The following is a 16,699-nucleotide window of genomic DNA, read 5'->3' on the forward strand; positions in this document are numbered from 1 at the left end:
GAGGGCGGCCCGGCAGCATCCGCTCCGGGCCCGGGCGCGGCGGTGCCGCTTGGCGACAGCGACCTCCTCGCCCTCGGCGAGTTGGTGCCGGCCGATGGCCGTGGCCAGGGGGACGACCGGCCGACCGAGCCGATCCGCGTACGGTGCGGGCGGCCGTTGCTGTATCCGGTGCCCGGCGAGGATCTGCCCGTGCACCTGCGCCGCCGCGCCGAGGCCACCGGCCGGCGGTACGTGGGGGCGTTGTTCGCCTTCGACCTCGACACCCTGCCGCGGCGGCAGCGGTACTCGGCCGCCCGGTTCGAGGTGATCCTGACCGACCCGGCGGCCCTCGCGGTACGCCTCGACGGCGACGGTGGGACGCTCGGCCTGAGCTGGCCGGACGCGCACGCCGAGCCGACCTCGGCGACGGCGGTGCACGCGGTGGCGGCGGCCCGGGCTCGGCCCGGCTGGCTGGCCCGACTGGCGAGTCGGGCGCAGTCGCCCCGCGCCCACGTCTTCGGCATCCACCGCCACGAGTTCGGCTGGGTGTACGAGGATCCCCGGGGGGACCTGCTGGTGCCCCGCGCGCACGGCATGCACGCTCTGTTGGAGCTGCCGCCCGGCGTGACCCGGGTCGCCGGGGCGCTCGACGTGCGGGTGCGGGTGACGGGTGGGCGCGACCCGTACGGCGCGGGGCTGCGCGAGTCGGTGACCTTCGACGAGGCGCTTGAGGCGGGCGGGGCGGCCGAGGGCGCGGCGGTCCGGCTCTGCATGGCCGTCGACGTCACCGGTTACAGCCGGCGCAGCACCGCCGGCACCGAGCAGGTTCAGCGCGATCTCGTCGAGCTGCTGTCCCGGGTCCGACAGGGCGCTGGCGTAGCGGAGTCGTCCGTCCGGCCCCAGCCGCAGGGCGACGGCCAGTTCACCGTGCTGCCGGCCGGGATCGACGAATCGGTGGTGATCTCCCGTCTGGTCGCCGGCCTGGGTCGGCAGTTGCGTGCGCTCAACGCCGGCCGGTCGGTAGCAGAGCGGCTGCGGATGCGGGTGGCACTGCACCGGGGTCTGGTGAAGCCGGGGTCGAACGGCTGGGTCGGGGTGGCGGCGATCGCGGTGCACCGGATCCTCGACAGTTCGCCCCTGCGCGACGCGATGACCGCCCGTCCGGCCGTCGACTTCGTCCTGGGCGTTCCGGACGTGCTGTTCCAGGACGTCATCCGGCAGGCCACCGAGCCGCCGCTGCCGGCGGACTTCACGCCGGTCACCGTGGAGTTGCCGGCGAAGGGGTTCGTCGAGCACGGCTGGCTGCACATCGGACCCGAGGAGTCAGTGTGAGCACGCTCTACGCCCTGTTGGTCGGCATCGACTCGTACCGGGCGCCGACGGTGGCCGACCTGAAGGGTTGCCGCACCGACGTGGTGGAGGCGCGGGCCTTCCTGGAGACCCGGCTGGCGCCCGGCGTCGCCCTCGCACCGCTGTCGCTGTACGACGGCCAGGCGACCCGGGCGGCGGTGATCGAGGCGATCCGGTCCCACCTGGGCCAGGCCGGCCCGGCGGATTCCGTCCTGTTCTGGTTCAGCGGTCACGGGGCCGAGGCGCCCGCCCCGCAGTGGTGGTTCGAGGAGTCGACGGGCATGCTGCAGACCCTCGTCTGCGCGGACAGCAGGGACGGCGAGGTGCCCGACCTGCTGGACAAGGAGCTGTCGATCCTGCTCGACGAGGTCGCCCTGCGGGCCGGGCACGTGGCGGCGGTCCTCGACTGCTGCCACTCGGCGGGTGCCACCCGCGAGTTGCCGGGCAACCGCGAGCTGCCGGGCACCCGCGCCCGGATGGCGGTGCCGATGGCCGCCGCGCCGGTCCGCGAGTTGCTGATTCCGGAACTGCTGGTCGCGGTGCCCGGCCAGACGTCCGCTCCGGAGCACGTCGCGCTGGCCGCCTGCCGGTCCGACGAGCTGGCTCAGGAGATGAGGCTGGGCGGCCGGCGGCGGGGCCTGTTCAGTTGGGCTCTGCTCAACGCCCTCGGCCGGTTGGGCCCGGCGGCGACGTACCGGGATCTGCTGGCCGCGGCACAGACGGAGGTGGAGCAGAACGCCTACCGGCAGGTGCCGCAGCTGGCGCCGGCCCACCTGGGGGTCGCCGACCAGCCCTTCCTCGGCGGCCCGTTGGCCCCACCCGCTTCCGGCCTGCTGCTGCGCTACGTGCGACAGGGCTGGCAGGTCGACGCCGGCAGTTGTCACGGTCTGGTCGCCAGCACCACTGAGGAGATCCGGCTGGCCGTGGTGGGCGAGCCCTCGGTCCGGGAGGTCCGTACGGTCCAGGTGCTCGCCGAACGGAGCCTGGTCGAGCCGGTCGGCTGGCAGCCCGATCGGGACCGGCAGTACCGGATGGTGCTCAGCCGGGTGCCGCTGCCGGCCACCACCGTCCTGGTGGGCGGGCCGGGCCAGGATCCGGTCACCGCCGCGACGGTGCTTGCCGCGCTGGGCTCCGCCGGCCCCGGAGGCGGGCCGTCGCCGCATCTGCGCCCGGTCGATCCGTCGGACGTGGACACCTCGCCGGAGCTGCTGGTGCGGGTGCCGCGGCGCGGGCTGGCCATCGTGCTGGACCGCCGCGGCACACCGCTCGCCGAGGAGGTGACCGACATCGACCGGGACGGGGCGCGGCAGACCGTCCAGGTCCTGGAGCACATCGCCCGGTGGCGACAGATCCGGGAGCTGAACAATCCGGTGACCGGCCTGGCCGGCGCGGTGACGGTGGAGGTGGTCGCGGCACGACCGGGCGAGCGCATCGCGCCGTTCGACCGGCCGCCCGTCGCCGCCGACGCCGACGGTGTGCTGCGCCTGCGCTACAAGCGGGGGCCGGGCGGTTGGACGCCGCCGACCATCTTCGTCCGCCTGCACAACCGCAGTGACCGCATGCTGTTCTGCGTTCTGCTGGATCTGACCGAGCGGTTCCGGGCGCATGCCGAGCTCTTCCCGGGGGGCTTCGTCGCCCCCGGCGCCCGGGCGGCGGCCCTGCGGGGGCGCCGAGTCGTGGCAGCCCTACCACCGGGGGAGGCAGTCGAGCCGGGTGCCCGGGTGCGGGACTGGCTCAAGCTGGTGGTGGCCGAGGAACAGTTCAGCCCGGCACCCTTCGAGCTGCCGGCGCTCGGCGCGCCGCGCGGTGTCGACCGTGGGCCGCTGGCCGTCCGGGGGTTCCTCGACCGGATCGGGCGCGCCGTGCAGCACCGCGACCTGGTGGCCTCCGCCGAGGACGGCGCGTACGACTGGACGACGGTGACAGTTCCCTTCGAGGTGGAGGTGCCCCGGAGCTGAGCGGTCGGGTCAGAGCCCTCGCAGCACCATGGCGCTCCGATAGGCCGGGTCGGTGAGGTCCAGGTCGGTGCGGCCGGCGAGGGTCGCCGGGAGCAGGGCGGGCGCGATTCGTCCCGGGTCCCGAAGCCGTCGGCCCACCGCCCGGACGGCCGCGGCGGGGCGTAACCCACCGCGCACCAGCTCGGTGTGCAGGAGGGTCAACATCAGCGTGGCAACCGGGCGGGGTACCGGCCGGACCCAGTCGACCACGGCGGTGAATCCGGCGGTGAGCAACGCCTCGGCCAGCGGTGCGGATCGCGTGCCGACGGGTGGCAGGACGGCCAACCCGCCCTCGGCTCCGGCCCGGCCCGCCTGCCCGGTGATGGCGGCGGGTGTCAGCGTGGCCGGCCCGGCCAGGGCCAGCGCACCGTCAGCGTCGACGTCGCAGTCGAGGTGCAGCATCGACGCGTCGAGGTGGGTAAGGACGTCGTCCGGGGTGCCGGCGCCGTCGGCGCCCGGGCCGACCCGGCCGAGGACGACCGACCGTGGGTAGAGCCGGCGAAGCCGTTCCATCTCGGCCGGGCCGCGGTCGCCGCGCGGATCGCTGACGAGCACCGGTGCCTCGGTGACCCGCATCGGCACCCGGCGGGCCAACTCGGTCGCCTGGTGGGCCGAGGTGACCGCGGAGACCACCACCTGGTCGTCGTCCGGCAACGGGCCGCCGACGACAGCGAGCCGGTCGGGTAGGGCCCGACCGGGCCCGACGCGGTCGAATCGGCCGGTCTCGGTGTGCAGCAGCAGCATCCCGTCCGCCCCGGGCCAGCCCAGCGCCGCGACCCGGACGCCGTGCAGCGCCGCGGCCACCGGGGCGAAGCTGGCGCGCAGGGTCTCGCCCAGCCGTCCGGCGGGGTGGCGCTCGTCGAGCAGCCTGGCCAGGTCCACGGCGAGTGGGACGACGCCGAACGGCTCGGCGGGCAGGGCGTCCGTGGCGGCCAGCAGGTGCGCGGCGGCCGACCGGACATCGTCGTCGGTGTCGCCCCAGCCGTCGTCGGCGTCGTCCCGGCCGCGCAGGTACAACGCCACCGCCAGGGTGATCCGGTCCTGCGCGGTGGCCGCGACTCCCGCCGCGTGGGCGACCGAGCTGGCCAGCCCCACCAGGTCGTCCACCAGCCCGACCTGCGGGGCAGGAGCGCCGGGGCGCAGCAGAGCCGCGAGGGCGGTGTCGAGCTCACCGTCGCCGAGTCGTTCCCGGAGCGCGCGGCGCAGCGTCGCCGGGTCGGGCGGTGCCGCGGCCGGCCGGGGCGTGGGTACGAAGGTCTCCTCGACGCGGTCCGGCACGGTCACCACGGCGAGAGGGCGGTCCAGTGGGTCACCGGTGGCCTGGGCGGACAGGTCGAACAGGGAGGGCATCTGGAGCCCGACCCCGCCCTGCATCCGCTGCTGCATCTCCTGGATCTTGGTCATCAACCGCATCATCGGCCCGAGATCGAACGGGGCGGCGCCGCGTTTGGGAGCACCGTAGAAGTCCCGCATCGCCTCGGCCAACTCCAGCATGACCTTCGTGGCCTCGGCCACCTCGGCGCCCAACTGCTCGGCGTTTGTCACCTCGCGGAAGCACTCCACCGCCCGCTCGGCCTCGGCCAGCGTGGCGGGGTCCGCCGGGGCGCCACTCAGCCGTCCCGCCAGGTTCCCGCTGGCGAGGCTGCGCGCCAGCCCGGTGACGTAGAGCTGACCGAGGGCGAAGCGGGCGATGACTGGGAAGACGGGTGGCAGACCGACCGCCGCCACGGCCTCCTCCAGCAGCTTGATGGCCTGCTCCCGGTCCTCGTTCGGGCTGCCGTGGGCAACGTGCCGTGCGCTCAGCAGCCAGCCCGACTGGGCGGCGATCTGCGCGCGCAGCGGGTCACCCGGGTCGAACATGCCGTGCGCCTCCACCAGGCAGGCGATCGCGTCGTCGAGCGCCGGCCGGCCGCTCGCCTGGCCGGGGCCGATGCGCCAGTAGCGGTCGGCCAGGATCTGGGAGAGCTCCATCAGGGGGCGGACGCGGGCGGGCCCGGTCAGCCGGGCCAGCTGATCCCGCAGACGCTTCTCCTTGTCGTCGTTCACCATTGGCCCCTCTCGTCCTCGCGTGGTCGCATCACTGCCCCCAGTGGACAAACCCGGCCCAGGCCGTGACATGGGAGAGCCCGTCCTGGTCCAGGTGCCGGCGCAACGGCTCCGGCATACCTTCCGGAATGGGCCAGTCCGGGCCGAGCATCCAGCTCTGTGCCTGCCGCAGCGCTTCCCACGCGGGCAACCCCTTCGTGATCAGGTGGTGGTGGAACATGTACATCAGCACCGAGGTGGCCCGGTCGGGGATGGCCCACTGGGTCGAGAGCACCGACCGGACGCCGCCGGCGAGAAAGGCAGTGCCCAGGCTGTACGCCTCGTCGTAGCCGCTGATCGCCTGACCCGTCCGGCAGGCGGCGAGCACGATCAGCCCGATGGCGCGCTCCGGGGAGCGCGAGGTCAGCTCGACCAACTCCTCCGCGGTCAGCCGTCCACCGCCGGCCAGCAGCAGGTAGGAGGTGGCCGCCGCCGGATCGGTGTTGATGACGCCGTGACAGGCGAGGTGCAGCATCCCGCCGGCCCCGGGGTGCGCACCGGTCAGCCAGGCTCGCACCTCCTCGACGCTGCCGGGACCGGACCGGCTCGTCGACCCGTCGGGCCGCCGGCCCACGTACCGGCCGCCGGGATAGAAGGACCGGTGGATGGCGTACGCCTCCGCCCGGGCCGCGGCCAGGTCCGGTGCCGCGCCGCCCGGGTCCGGATCCCCGACGACCAGGCCGACAGGCGTCGGCGCGATCGGCGGGAGCGCCGCCGAGTGGCAGAGCATCCGGGCCGAGGCGGCCTGCGAGATGGCGACCAGCCGCACCGCGTACGTGCCGTCCGGCCGGCGGGCCGCCTGCCACGGGATCCGGGCCAGTTCGCCCATCGGCACCAGGATCATCCGGGGCGGTCGCCCGGTGCTCGGGCGGGGGAGGGTCGGCAGATACTGCTGCACGAGTGGGCCGATCGCCGCCCGCCACGCCCAGTCGCACATGGCGTCGAGGCTGCCGGCGAAGTCGTCGGGGTCGTCGGGGTCGTCGAGCGCGGTCAGGTCCCGCTCCGGGTCGGCGATGACCGCGTCGCGTCGGACCAGGGCCGTCAGGTAGCGCTCCACGTCCAGGTCGTCGAAGAGATGCAGGTTGGGCAGGGGTAGGTAGGCGGGTGGGCCCTGCGCGGGCGCGATGACCGCGTAGCCGGGTATGGGTGCCGTGCTCGGCACCAGGTAGACGAGCATGTCCGCGTCCACGGTGTGCAGCGCGGCCCGGATCTCGCCGAGCGTCGGCGCGTCGAGCAGTGCTCCCGTGCTGCTCTGTTCGGTGAGCACGGTGAGCACCTCGCGACGCAGGTCGATCGGGGCCTCCTCCGCCGCGCCGGTCGCCGTGGTCGTCCGCCAGCGCGACGCGAGGTCGGGTCGGCCCGCGTCCGCAAGACGACCGGGGATCTGCCGGTTCTCGGTCGCCGCGTAGAGGGCCAGGCCCCGGCCCGCGTCGAGTGCCCGGATCGCGCTGGCCGGATCGTGGAACACCAGGCACTGGCGGGCGACGTCGACGGCCTCCTGTGCGGCCCGGCGGGCGGCCGAGTTGGCCGCCCGCAGGTCGGTCTGGAGCAGCACCCGCCAGGAGTGTTCGCGCAGGCCCTCCAGGGCGACCGCGTGTGGTTCCGCCACCCCGGCGTGCCGCCGCCGTACCTGTGCCAGCAGTTCGTTGATGACCGACCACAGGGGGTGCGCCGGCCCGCCGGCCAGGCGCTTCGCCCGCCCCAGCACCTCGTCGGCCTCGACCGCGTCCGACATTCTGCCGGTCACCTCGCCCTGGGTCACCAGCCCGAGCGCCAGGCCGACGAGATGGGAGGTGAGGCGGGGGTCCTCGGGTGGGGCGATGTCCACCGCCGTGCGGAAGTGCGCGACGGCCTGTTTGACACGGGCCTGATCGGTCTCCTCGCCGAGGCCGAGCATCGTGCCGGCGATCCCGGCGTAGTGCATCGCACGGTCGCCGGGGGAGAGGTCAGGCCGTTGCGCCATGGCGGTCATGGCGGCGAGCTGTTCGTCAGTGGCGACGACGGACGACCCCGTCTCGTCGACGTCCTCGCGGAAGACCGCGGCCAGCGGCATCAGCATCGGCTCCAGCGACAGCACCGAGGCCCGCAGCGGATCCTCGGCCGGCAACCGCTGCACCGTCTCGCGGAGCAGGCCGAAGGCCGGCCGAAAGTCGCCACCGCTGTGGTGCACCGTCACCATGTCGGTCAGACTGGCGAAGGCGTCACCGAATGTCGTCAGCGCCGGGTTCCCGGCCAACGTCTCGCGGACCCGACGGGCCTCCTCGGGCAGCCGGCCCATCGCGGCCTCGTCACCGTCCTCCATCGCCCGCAGGAGACCGATCATGGTCCTCATCACGTCCCACAGTGGCGCCACAGTCGGGTCGTCGCCGACACTCGGCGCCAGGGCGAGCAGGGACTCCGCCTCGGCGAGCGTGGCCCGAGGGTCGGCGTCCTCACCCTCCATCCCGGCGCGTAGCAGGGCCGTCACCCGGGTCGCGACGCGCACCATCGGCCACTCCGGGGTGTCGGGTGGATTTCTCTCGGCGATCTCGAGAAGGCTGTCGAGTTGCCGCAGCCGGTGGAGATCCGCCGTCGGACCGCCGCGGACCAGGGCACCGAGCAGGTCGGCCGCCAGGACACCCCGGATGGTCAGGTCGGCCGGCAGCCGGTGCAGGTCCTCGACCGCCGCGTCCAGGTCACCCCGGCCGAAGGCCGCGCGACTGATCGCCACGCACCGTTCGGTGATGTCTGCTGCCCCGTCCAACCGCGTTCCTCCCGTTGTCGTCTGCTGACTACCTCACCTGACGGACTGCGGATCGACGCGGGCGTGCCGACGACCGCTCTGCCGGCGCTGGATGTTACGCAGGGCAGCGGCGGTGTGACTGTGGTTGATATCTTCGCCGGCATGAGTCGTGGGCGAAGGCCGGGCAGCCGAAGCGTTTGGCGGAAGGTCCCGGAGGAGGAACATGCCGAGGCAGCGGAGGCCTACCGCGACTCGGTTGCGCGGTTGCAGGCGACGGCCTATCGAAACCTCCGACAGTCGATCGCCTTCGGGACGATAATCTGGGCTGTCCTGGTCGCGCTGATGATCGTCATCGGTGACGTCACAGGTGCGCGTCTGCCCTGGTACGCCGCCTCCATCGTGGGCGGGGCACTCGGACTGAGCACCTACGCCGTGCGGGAGGCTCGTGCGCGCCTCTACGTGCTCGTCGCTGCCGTCGCTTTTACCGTCGCCGGCCTGGTCGGCGTCCTCCTCGTGGAGTAGGCGGCGAGATGACGCTGTTCGTTCAGCCCGATGCGCTGGTTGGTTTCGCACGTCAGGTCGACCGCGCCGCTGCCGACGTCTGGGAGATCCGCAGCTACCTCAACCGGCACGCCGAGGTCGCTACCGGAGGTGAGGCGCTGCACATCGCCAAGGCGGCACATGAGCACGCGGTCGAGGTCATCAACGCCACCCTTATCCGGCTCGCTTGCCTCCTGGAAAACTCCGCCCCCGAACTGCGGGTCAGCGCCGACTACTACCGCAGCATCGACCTCGCCGCCGCAGACGGTCTCGACCGCACCCTGCCCGGCACATTCGACCGTTGCATCACCCCGCTTGAGCTGGAGTTGGCGAGCAACCCCTGCACCCCGGCGAACTTCGTCGACTCCCGTGACGTCCGAGGCCAACTCGACGCCCCGGGGGAGGCGGACAACCCGTCGAATGCGCTGGGTTGGATGGACTACCTCAGCCCATCGTCTTGGATCAACCAGATCCTCGCTGACGTCTTCGGCTTCGATCCGATCGGCGAGATCCAGAACCGGGTCTCCGGCGACTGGGAAGCCCTGGCCAAGATGGCGCCGGTCGTCGACAACATCGGACGAGCCTCGTACGAGCTGGCCTACAACGTGCAGTCCGGCGTCACCACCCTGCATCCACTCTGGCAGGGCGTCGCCGGCGACGGGGCCTTCCGATACTTCACCACCACCGCCAATGCCGTTGCTGACCTTCGTGGACCTCTGGGCGAGATCAGCAAGGCCTACCTTGCGTTGGCAGACGCTGTCTGGTCAGCAGGTGAATCGCTCGGCGGCGTGGTGAAGAGCATCATCGACGCCGCCATCATCGCTGGTGTCGGCGCCGTCGCTGGCACCGCGACCAGTGCGACGGGGATTGGCGCCGTGGTGGGCTACGGTCTCGCCGCCGCCGAGGTCGCCAACATGTTCCGCCTCTGGGGCGAAGCGACCAAACTGTGCCAGCACATCGCCGCAGCAGTCCTCGTCTTCCGCACCGCCCTCGTCCGGATACTCAACGACCTCGACACCTCGGCCCTACCCGCGCTACCCGACGGGGGCCGCTACGACCACCCTCTCGCCGGAGCAAGGGCATAGCAACCATGGACGACCTGGACGATATTGTCGACGGAGACCCACGACGAGCCGACGCTCTACGAGACGCCCTCGGGCACCTCGGTAAGAGCAACAACCCGCTCCTTCGAGAGATGGCCGCTGCCGTCCAGGACGGACAACTCACTCTCCGGCAGGCAGCAAGTATCTCCACGTACGGCGACGAGCTGACACAGCCCTTCCGGACCTTCTGGAAGGCCTACCAGGGCATGACAACCCAAGAGCGCGACGACCTCGCCGCGCGCTACTAACCTCTCCCCACAATCGACGTCTCGACGTCTTTCCGGGCGCGGTCGAGCACCCAGCCAAGAAACCGTTCCGCGTACGCCGCGGGCTTGGGATCCAGACCCAGCTTGAAGGCATCCGTCAGTGCCTCTACCGCGAGCAGGTGCATCAATTGCCCCAAGCCGTCGAAGTCACGTTCCCACTGCCGCAACAGCGACAGCCGCGCAGGCGAGCACGGCCACAGGGCACCGCATGTCGTGCAGCGCCAGTGCGGGCATCCGGGGTGGTGCGGCCGGGGGCGTATCCAACGCGCACGCGAACGCGGGCGGGGGGTCATCCGACGCGCACCGGGGCGCGGCGGACCGGCTGGCGGATGCCGGGGGCGGCGGTCGGGGCGGCCTTCACCAGCTGCACGCCCACGCGCCGGACATACAGCTCGCGCCGCGCAACAGCGGCACCCTTCACGTCCAACTCGTACCCGTCCAGCCAGACCCAACCGTCGTACGTGATGTGCTCCAACTCCCGGATAACCCGAACGGTGATCGGGCGGAAGAACTGCACGCTTGCGGTGACGGTCAGGCGGACCAGGTCGCCTCCGCGCAAGCGCGGCCCCGTCATGCGACCACCCCCGACGAGCGCCAGCGGGATTCCGGTACGCGGTTTCGGCGCTCGATCGGCGGAACCGAGGGCGGCCCGACCGGGACGATGGTCCCCGGTGGCCACGGGACCGGCGGCGGGCTGGGCTTCGGATCGGTCTTCGGCTCCGGCTTCGGGCTATCCGGCATGTGCTCCCCCTCGGTGGGCTCGGGGGCCGCCCCGTGAGTGCTTGCCCAAGGGGCGGCCCCGGGCTGACACCGCCGCCGGGCTGCGCCTCCACCAGCGGTGCCGCTCACCCAACACCCTGCCGCCTTGTGCTGGGACGATCACACGCCGTGCGCGTATGCTGACGGGATGTTCGGGACGTCCGTAATGGAGGCGTAGTGAACCACCTCTTAATTGCCGCAATGAGTGAGGCGGGAGAGACCGCCGAGAGCCTTGCGGGGCAGGTGGGGGTAGATCCGAAGACCGTTCAGCGGTGGGTCAGCCCCGGACGTACGCCGAGGCCCCGCCAGCGCGCCGAGACGTCGGAAATTCTCGGGCGGAGTGTGGAAGATCTATGGCCGGACGTCCTTAAGCGACGGGCGCCCGTGTGGTTCCGACGGTGGGTTGAAATCGAGCGCGAGGCGGTCGCGTTGCGGTGGTTCGAACTCGCGTGGGTGCCGGGGCTCTTACAGACCGAGGCGTACGCGCGGGCGACGCTCGCCATGGAATCGCTGACGCCGGACGAGATCGACGAACGCGTAGACGCGCGGTTGCAGCGGCAGGCGATCCTTCACCGCGCCCGCCCGCCGCTGGTTGTGGCGGTGCTCGACGAGGCGGTACTTCGGCGCCGGGTCGGGGCCGACGGCACGGTCATGCGCGAGCAGTGCGAGCACATTGCGGCGTGTGCCGCGCTGCCGCACGTTCAGGTGCACGTCGTGCCCGCCGACACACCGATGTACCTCGGGATGGGAGGGCCGTTCATCATCGCGGAAATGCCCGACGGCGCGCAGTTGGCGCACGAGGACGGTCAGGTTAGTGCGCAGATCATCGACGATGCGGCGGAAATTGCTACCCTGGGGCGGCGGTGGGCGCGCATAGTTGGCGAGGCCCTACCCCGGGCGCAATCACTGGACCTCATCAGGAAAGCGGCGGCATCATGGACATGACCCAAGCGCAGTGGCGCAAGAGCACGAAGAGCGGCAGCAACGGCGGCGCGTGCGTCGAGGTCGCCGACAACATGCCGGGCGTGGTCCTTGTCCGCGATACGAAGGACCGGGACGGCGGGACGCTGGCGTTCAGCCCCGCCGCGTGGCGGGGTTTCGTCACGATGGCGCGGGACGCCGGCTGACCGAGGACACCGCGAAGGCCCTCGGCGCAGGTCGGGGGCCTTTTGCGTGCCTGGGGCACTGCCGCCTGGGCACTGCCACCTCGGGCAGGCAGCGATCAACCTACGCTCGGCCCGCGGTGCCTCGCCGTCGTCTACCTAGATGACCTATTCCAGGGGGTCTAACCGCCGAACGCCCGTCGGTCGGTCACGTCTCGCGGCGAGTTGACCTCCGCCGGACGACAGGGACCAGATGCTCCCGTGCGGCACGACCTCGGGCCGCTTCACCCGCGCTCGCTGGCAATCTTGGACACTTTCCGTTAGCCGCCAACGGAAAGTGTCCAAGATTCACCCTGCCAACTGCCTCCCGCGCCCCGGACGCCGTCGCCGGCACTGTCTTCGACCATCAGACGCACCAGCAACTTTGCTCACCGAGCCCCTTGGAATAGACCATCCAGGCCACCGGAGCTGCAAGCGCGACTCATTGTGAGCCGTACCCGCGTATGCCACGCTGCCGCACGTTCAGGTGCACGTCGTGCCGACTCACACGCCGATGCATCACGGACTCGGCGGCCTCATCCACGAGGAACTCGGGCAGATGGACCAGGCTATGGACCTCTACGGCCAGGCACGGGAGGTCTTCCGTCACCGGCATCACGCGAGGCGAAGGCATGTCCCTGCTCGGCCTCGGCAACTGCCACCGCGCACGCGGACACCTCGACACCGCCGTCGCCCGCTACCAGGAAGCGGTCACCCCAGCGCAATCAGGCTGCGACAGTGATCCTCACAGTCAGCCCAGGATCGCTCGGATGACCGCGGTTTTCCCGCCCAGTTCCAGCAGGTGTACGACCCACCCTCCCGGTTTCGGCTCGGCTCCGGGTTGGTCGCATCCGACTTGCCCGCCGCCGTCTGCGTGTATCGCCACAGTGCACCCGGGGCGCGCCATGAAGCCGCCACCGCCGCCCCTGCCATTGGCGTCGGTCAGTCGCACCCGGACACCGCCATTCTCCACGGAGGACGACACCGTCCATCTGCCGAGTGGGAATTTGACCGAACCGGAGAAGGACACTTTGCAGTCGCCGTCGGCACACTCCGTGTACTTGGTGCCGCCCCCGCTCGGCGGCTCGGTCTTCTGTGCCGCTTTGGGCTCCTGTGCAGCTTCGGCCTCCCGTGACTCGTCCGCGGTGGGGGAGGAAGATGCGGAAGGTTCGGCGTCACGGGGACTTGATGGAGGAAAAGCAGCGCGGGAGGCTGTCGCGGTAGCGGCGGTGTCAGGGCTCGACCACGTGGCATCGGAGGACGACTCCGCCTTGGAGTTGCAGCCGGCTACGGCCAAGACCAGCAGTAACGCCCCGATCGCTGTGCGTTTGGCGGAGGAAGGTCGGCATTGCTGCATGCGCGGAGTCTAGTGGCCCGACTTTGCCGGGGCCCTGGGTGATGACCTGTCGAACAGCAACCGCGCTGGACAAGGATGGGCAGGCGAGGACAGCGCAGGTCCCTACTCCGAGGCGACGAACATTCCCGGACGCAGACGGACGCGCTGCAGAGAGCTTGTCAGCGAGACGTCATTCTTGTTGTCGGGCGTGGGAGGCGAGATTGGCGCGCTCTTCCGGGGTCATCTTCTGGTAGGCGTTCCAGAAGTTCTGGAAGTGCGCTGCCAACTCGGTGCCGTAGGTCGTGCTGGTGGATTTGCTCGCCACCAGTCGCGACGTCAGCATGTCGCCGAGGACTCGGCGCTCGGTCGGCGGAAGCGAGGGCGGCCCGACCGGGACGATGGTTCCCGGTCGAGCCCACGTGGGCCGGGCCTGATCAGGCCGTCGGCACCGGCGACAAGGCTGCCGCGAGAGCCTCGGCGTTCTTCTTGTCCACCCGGGGGAAGGTCAGGGTGATGCCGTCGCCCGCACCGCCGAAGGCGACGCGCAACAGGCTCACAATGCCGATCTTCGCCTCGGCGAGCGCGACGTGTTCCCGGGGCACCTCGCCGAGAACGCCGGTGCCGGGCCCGCCGAAGAAGGTCTGCGGCAGGAAGATCAGCCGCTGGTCGGTGACGACGAGGAACTGCTTCTTGGTACGCGCCAGCGCGGCACCCGTCGCTCCGGCCCCCGCCTGGATCAGCCCCTGGGCGACGACCGTGCCCAGCCGACTGGCCGAGAATTTCCCGACCAGCGCTCGGGTCGCGGTGATCGGCCGTTCCCCCGGCCGCAGGATCGGCGCGACCCGCTCGAACGCGCGGGTCTGAAGCTTCTGGTTCATGGTGTCCTCCGTCTGGGCCGTGATCGCCGCTGATGCTACGGAGCAGGTCAACGCGGGCCATCCGTCGATCAGCCGCATGATCATGACGGTCGGCCATGATCGACGGCGCCGACCCCGGCGAAGCGCCGCTCGGTGCCCCGGGCCTCGTCGATCATGAGGTTATTGCCCTGCGCGCCGGCGTGTCGCAGCAATAACTCCATGATCAACGCGGGGTGGGGTGGGGTGGGGGGTTTTCGCACGCCGGACGGCGACGCGCCGCCCGGGATGGGACCCGGGCGGCGCGTCGCCGGCAGAGGCCGGATGCGGCACTAGGCGCGCGTGCTCCACTGCTGGTTGGCGCTGCCTTGGCAGGCCCAGAGGTGCAGTTGCGTTCCGTTGGCCGTGCCGGAGTTGACGGCGTCGAGGCAGAGCCCCGACTGGGCAGAGGTGATGGTGCCGTTGGAGTTCAGGTTCCACTGCTGGTTGGCTTGACCGTTGCAGTCCCAGATGATGACAGCGGTGCCGTTGCTGGTGCCCGCCCCGCTGGCGTCGAGGCACTTGTTGCCGTAGACGGTCAGGGCGCGGTTGGTGGTGTGGGTCCAGCGCTGGTTGGTGCGACCGTGACAGTCCCACAGCGCCGGGCGAGCCCCGTTTGTGGTGCTGGAACCGGGGACGTCGATGCATCGCCCGGACTGGTTACCCGCGATCAGCACGTTCTGCTGACCACCCGGCGGCGGGCTCGACGGCGGCGGCGTGGTGGTGGGCGGTGCGCTGGTGGGCTGGGTGGACCCGAACTGGCTGAAGAACCCCCACACCTCCTGCTTGACCCAGCTCCGCGCGCCGCTCTCACAGCCGGCACACCCGTCGACCGGGCCCTGCTGGTGGCCGCCGTCGAACGCGGCCCAGAGGACCGGGTATCCGGCCCGGCAGGAGTAGGCGGTGGTGATGTGGGTCAGGCTGCCCGCCCTCGGCTCGGGCGGGTTCTGCGCGGCACAACCGTTGTTACGGACGAACCTGTCGCGCAGCGACCGTCCGCTCGCGATGTTGTCGTTGATGCCGTGGATCCCCAGGTACGCCACGGGCTGGGTGCCGCCGCTGCATCCGCTGATCGCCCCGGGGGCCGCGATTGCCGCGACCGCACGGAACACCGTCGGCCGGGAACACGCCAACGAGTAGCTCATCGCGCCGCCGTAGCTGAACCCGACCGAGAAGCGTTGGGTGGTGTCCACACAGAGCGCGTTGTCGATCATGCGGATCATGTCGTCGGTGAAGGTCACGTCCTCACCGTTGGAGTTACCCCAGCCGTTGCCGATGCCCTGCGGCGCGACGAAGATCGTCGTGTTGTTCGCCTGGGAGAGCATGCCGTAGTAGGCCCACGGGGCTCCGTCGGTGCCGCCGCTCGCGACCTGGCTGGCGGTGCCACCCAACCAGTGGAACCCGAAGGCCAACCGGTGGGCATAGGTGTTGTTGTAGTTGTCGGGCAGCCGAAGGATGAAGCTGCGGGTCTTTCCGCTGCTCTGGATGGTGTGGGTGCCGCTGTTCAACCCGGGCGCCTTGCCGCAGCCGGCGGTGCTGGCCGCGGACGCCGACGCGCCGGTCATGATGACGTACGCCCCGACGGCGACGAGCATCATGGCGGCCATGGCCGCCCCTATCCAGGGGGTGGCGAGTTTACGAAGTGGCACAGTCAAACCTCCTTGGGTTTGCGTTGTTGACGATGTGCGGCGTCCGATCCGCGTCGGCGACACGCGGCTGGACGGACGTCCCGTTGTGGTTGTCGGGACGGCGGCCAGCAGGGGACGGCGTGGCTGACGCGGTGCGGACGTCCGTGCGGGCAGGGACGGGCGACGCGGAGTCGACTGTCGACCGATCCGATGGCATCGTGATCCTTCCGCAGTCGAGATCCGTTTACCGCGCCGAAATAGATTAGCATCATCGTCTGACGTATGACGTCGGACGGCGACGTGGCACCAACCGGCAGTGTGGACCGCTGACCCAGGAGGCCCCGGCCGGTCCGAATCCCCAGGTCAGGGCACGGGGACGAGGCCCTCCGGTGGTTGGCGCGCCCGGCGCCGAGCGATCGACGTCGGTCATAACTCGGCGGTGTGGTCGAGGTTGTGTCGAGCGCTCCTCGGGGTAGCGGTAGAGAGGCACACCGAAACCCCGGAGGAGGACGAGATGACCGAGCCCAGGTACGTACCGTTTGCAGTGGCCGCCCCCGAACAGCTCATCGACGACGACGGGGCGGGCGCCGACTCCGGCGGGGAGATTGTCGGCGCGGACGACGCGGCGGCCGACGCCGCCCGTACCGGCGCTGATGTTGACCTGTCCCATGCCACCCGCGACAGCGGCGGCGTGCCGACAGGTGCCGCGGACGCCGAGGCCGATCGTCACCGCGCCGCCGGCGACGGGTGACCGACGACGGACGCGAGTCGCGTGGTTGATCATGAGGTTGTTGTCATGCGCCACGGCTTGGGGTCAAGGGGTGAGTGCAATCGTTAGGTAGCGATGAGGTGGTCCAGGCGTTCGGCTGGGGTTGCCCAGTCGAGCGTCTGGCGGGGGC

General features: G+C 71.2%; 14 protein-coding genes. 8 read left to right on the plus strand and 6 right to left on the minus strand.

The features are described 5' to 3' along the window. Nucleotides 1–42: 42 nt before the first annotated feature. Together AB0B57_RS23465 and AB0B57_RS23470 are read left to right on the plus strand one after the other, a co-directional pair. The gene (locus tag AB0B57_RS23465) at nucleotides 43–1,311 is read left to right on the plus strand and encodes a hypothetical protein (RefSeq protein ID WP_357073551.1); all 1,269 of its coding nucleotides are present in this window, start codon (nucleotides 43–45) and stop codon (nucleotides 1,309–1,311) included. Beyond that, nucleotides 1,308–3,287 carry a caspase family protein gene (locus tag AB0B57_RS23470; protein WP_357073554.1) on the plus strand — a complete coding sequence of 660 codons (1,980 nt, stop codon included), beginning with the start codon at nucleotides 1,308–1,310 and terminating at the stop codon, nucleotides 3,285–3,287. The genes AB0B57_RS23465 and AB0B57_RS23470 overlap by 4 nt, the downstream gene beginning before the upstream one ends. 9 nt (nucleotides 3,288–3,296) lie before the next feature. Here the strand turns inward: AB0B57_RS23470 and AB0B57_RS23475 are convergent, their stop codons facing one another. Further along, nucleotides 3,297–5,372, minus strand: a complete 2,076-nt coding sequence (locus AB0B57_RS23475; RefSeq protein ID WP_357073557.1) for a hypothetical protein — start codon at nucleotides 5,370–5,372, stop codon at nucleotides 3,297–3,299. Between the two features lie 31 nt (nucleotides 5,373–5,403). Next, on the minus strand, nucleotides 5,404–8,154 hold the full coding sequence (locus tag AB0B57_RS23480) for a CHAT domain-containing protein (protein ID WP_357073560.1): 2,751 nt from the start codon (nucleotides 8,152–8,154) through the stop codon (nucleotides 5,404–5,406). A 63-nt stretch (nucleotides 8,155–8,217) separates the two neighbouring features. Between AB0B57_RS23480 and AB0B57_RS23485 the strand changes: the two genes are divergently transcribed. The 3 genes from AB0B57_RS23485 to AB0B57_RS23495 are packed head-to-tail and all read left to right on the plus strand — an operon-like array spanning nucleotide 8,218 to nucleotide 10,024. Beyond that, complete coding sequence (locus AB0B57_RS23485; RefSeq protein WP_357073563.1) at nucleotides 8,218–8,655, plus strand: hypothetical protein; 438 nt, start codon at nucleotides 8,218–8,220, stop codon at nucleotides 8,653–8,655. Nucleotides 8,656–8,663: 8 nt separating this feature from the next. Then, nucleotides 8,664–9,758: a hypothetical protein gene (locus tag AB0B57_RS23490; RefSeq protein ID WP_357073566.1), complete on the plus strand. Its 1,095-nt coding sequence runs from the start codon at nucleotides 8,664–8,666 to the stop codon at nucleotides 9,756–9,758. A 5-nt stretch (nucleotides 9,759–9,763) separates the two neighbouring features. After that, the gene (locus AB0B57_RS23495; protein ID WP_357073569.1) at nucleotides 9,764–10,024 is read left to right on the plus strand and encodes a hypothetical protein; all 261 of its coding nucleotides are present in this window, start codon (nucleotides 9,764–9,766) and stop codon (nucleotides 10,022–10,024) included. A 307-nt stretch (nucleotides 10,025–10,331) separates the two neighbouring features. Here AB0B57_RS23495 and AB0B57_RS23500 read toward each other — a convergent pair whose 3' ends face one another. Beyond that, entirely contained in the window at nucleotides 10,332–10,616 is a 285-nt protein-coding gene (locus tag AB0B57_RS23500; RefSeq protein WP_357073572.1) for a hypothetical protein, read from the minus strand. Between the two features lie 362 nt (nucleotides 10,617–10,978). On the opposite strand from AB0B57_RS23500, the gene AB0B57_RS23505 reads away from it, so the two are divergent. Beyond that, nucleotides 10,979–11,746, plus strand: a complete 768-nt coding sequence (locus AB0B57_RS23505) for a DUF5753 domain-containing protein (RefSeq protein ID WP_357073575.1) — start codon at nucleotides 10,979–10,981, stop codon at nucleotides 11,744–11,746. Next, on the plus strand, nucleotides 11,737–11,928 hold the full coding sequence (locus tag AB0B57_RS23510) for a DUF397 domain-containing protein (protein ID WP_357073578.1): 192 nt from the start codon (nucleotides 11,737–11,739) through the stop codon (nucleotides 11,926–11,928). The genes AB0B57_RS23505 and AB0B57_RS23510 overlap by 10 nt, the downstream gene beginning before the upstream one ends. A gap of 1,541 nt (nucleotides 11,929–13,469) precedes the next feature. Here the strand turns inward: AB0B57_RS23510 and AB0B57_RS23515 are convergent. The 3 genes from AB0B57_RS23515 to AB0B57_RS23525 form a co-directional block, all read right to left on the minus strand. After that, nucleotides 13,470–13,622 carry a hypothetical protein gene (locus AB0B57_RS23515; protein WP_357073581.1) on the minus strand — a complete coding sequence of 51 codons (153 nt, stop codon included), beginning with the start codon at nucleotides 13,620–13,622 and terminating at the stop codon, nucleotides 13,470–13,472. Nucleotides 13,623–13,713: 91 nt separating this feature from the next. Continuing rightward, nucleotides 13,714–14,157: a hypothetical protein gene (locus tag AB0B57_RS23520; RefSeq protein WP_357073584.1), complete on the minus strand. Its 444-nt coding sequence runs from the start codon at nucleotides 14,155–14,157 to the stop codon at nucleotides 13,714–13,716. A 308-nt stretch (nucleotides 14,158–14,465) separates the two neighbouring features. After that, the gene (locus AB0B57_RS23525; RefSeq protein ID WP_357073589.1) at nucleotides 14,466–15,770 is read right to left on the minus strand and encodes an RICIN domain-containing protein; all 1,305 of its coding nucleotides are present in this window, start codon (nucleotides 15,768–15,770) and stop codon (nucleotides 14,466–14,468) included. Nucleotides 15,771–16,314: 544 nt separating this feature from the next. On the opposite strand from AB0B57_RS23525, the gene AB0B57_RS23530 reads away from it, so the two are divergent. Next, nucleotides 16,315–16,551: a hypothetical protein gene (locus AB0B57_RS23530; protein WP_357073587.1), complete on the plus strand. Its 237-nt coding sequence runs from the start codon at nucleotides 16,315–16,317 to the stop codon at nucleotides 16,549–16,551. Nucleotides 16,552–16,699 lie beyond the last annotated feature (148 nt).

Origin of the sequence: Micromonospora sp. NPDC049101 (assembly GCF_040648675.1) — a bacterium.
Lineage (GTDB): Bacteria > Actinomycetota > Actinomycetes > Mycobacteriales > Micromonosporaceae > Micromonospora.

Excerpts from the sequence above, each read along its gene's own strand:
- AB0B57_RS23500 (WP_357073572.1), bottom strand. The coding sequence starts at position 10,616 with ATGACGGGGCCGCGCTTGCGCGGAGGCGACCTGGTCCGCCTGACCGTC.
- AB0B57_RS23490 (WP_357073566.1), top strand. The coding sequence starts at position 8,664 with ATGACGCTGTTCGTTCAGCCCGATGCGCTGGTTGGTTTCGCACGTCAG.
- AB0B57_RS23530 (WP_357073587.1), top strand. The coding sequence starts at position 16,315 with ATGACCGAGCCCAGGTACGTACCGTTTGCAGTGGCCGCCCCCGAACAG.
- AB0B57_RS23510 (WP_357073578.1), top strand. The coding sequence starts at position 11,737 with ATGGACATGACCCAAGCGCAGTGGCGCAAGAGCACGAAGAGCGGCAGC.
- AB0B57_RS23520 (WP_357073584.1), bottom strand. The coding sequence starts at position 14,157 with ATGAACCAGAAGCTTCAGACCCGCGCGTTCGAGCGGGTCGCGCCGATC.
- AB0B57_RS23495 (WP_357073569.1), top strand. The coding sequence starts at position 9,764 with ATGGACGACCTGGACGATATTGTCGACGGAGACCCACGACGAGCCGAC.
- AB0B57_RS23515 (WP_357073581.1), bottom strand. The coding sequence starts at position 13,622 with ATGCTGACGTCGCGACTGGTGGCGAGCAAATCCACCAGCACGACCTAC.
- AB0B57_RS23525 (WP_357073589.1), bottom strand. The coding sequence starts at position 15,770 with ATGATGCTCGTCGCCGTCGGGGCGTACGTCATCATGACCGGCGCGTCG.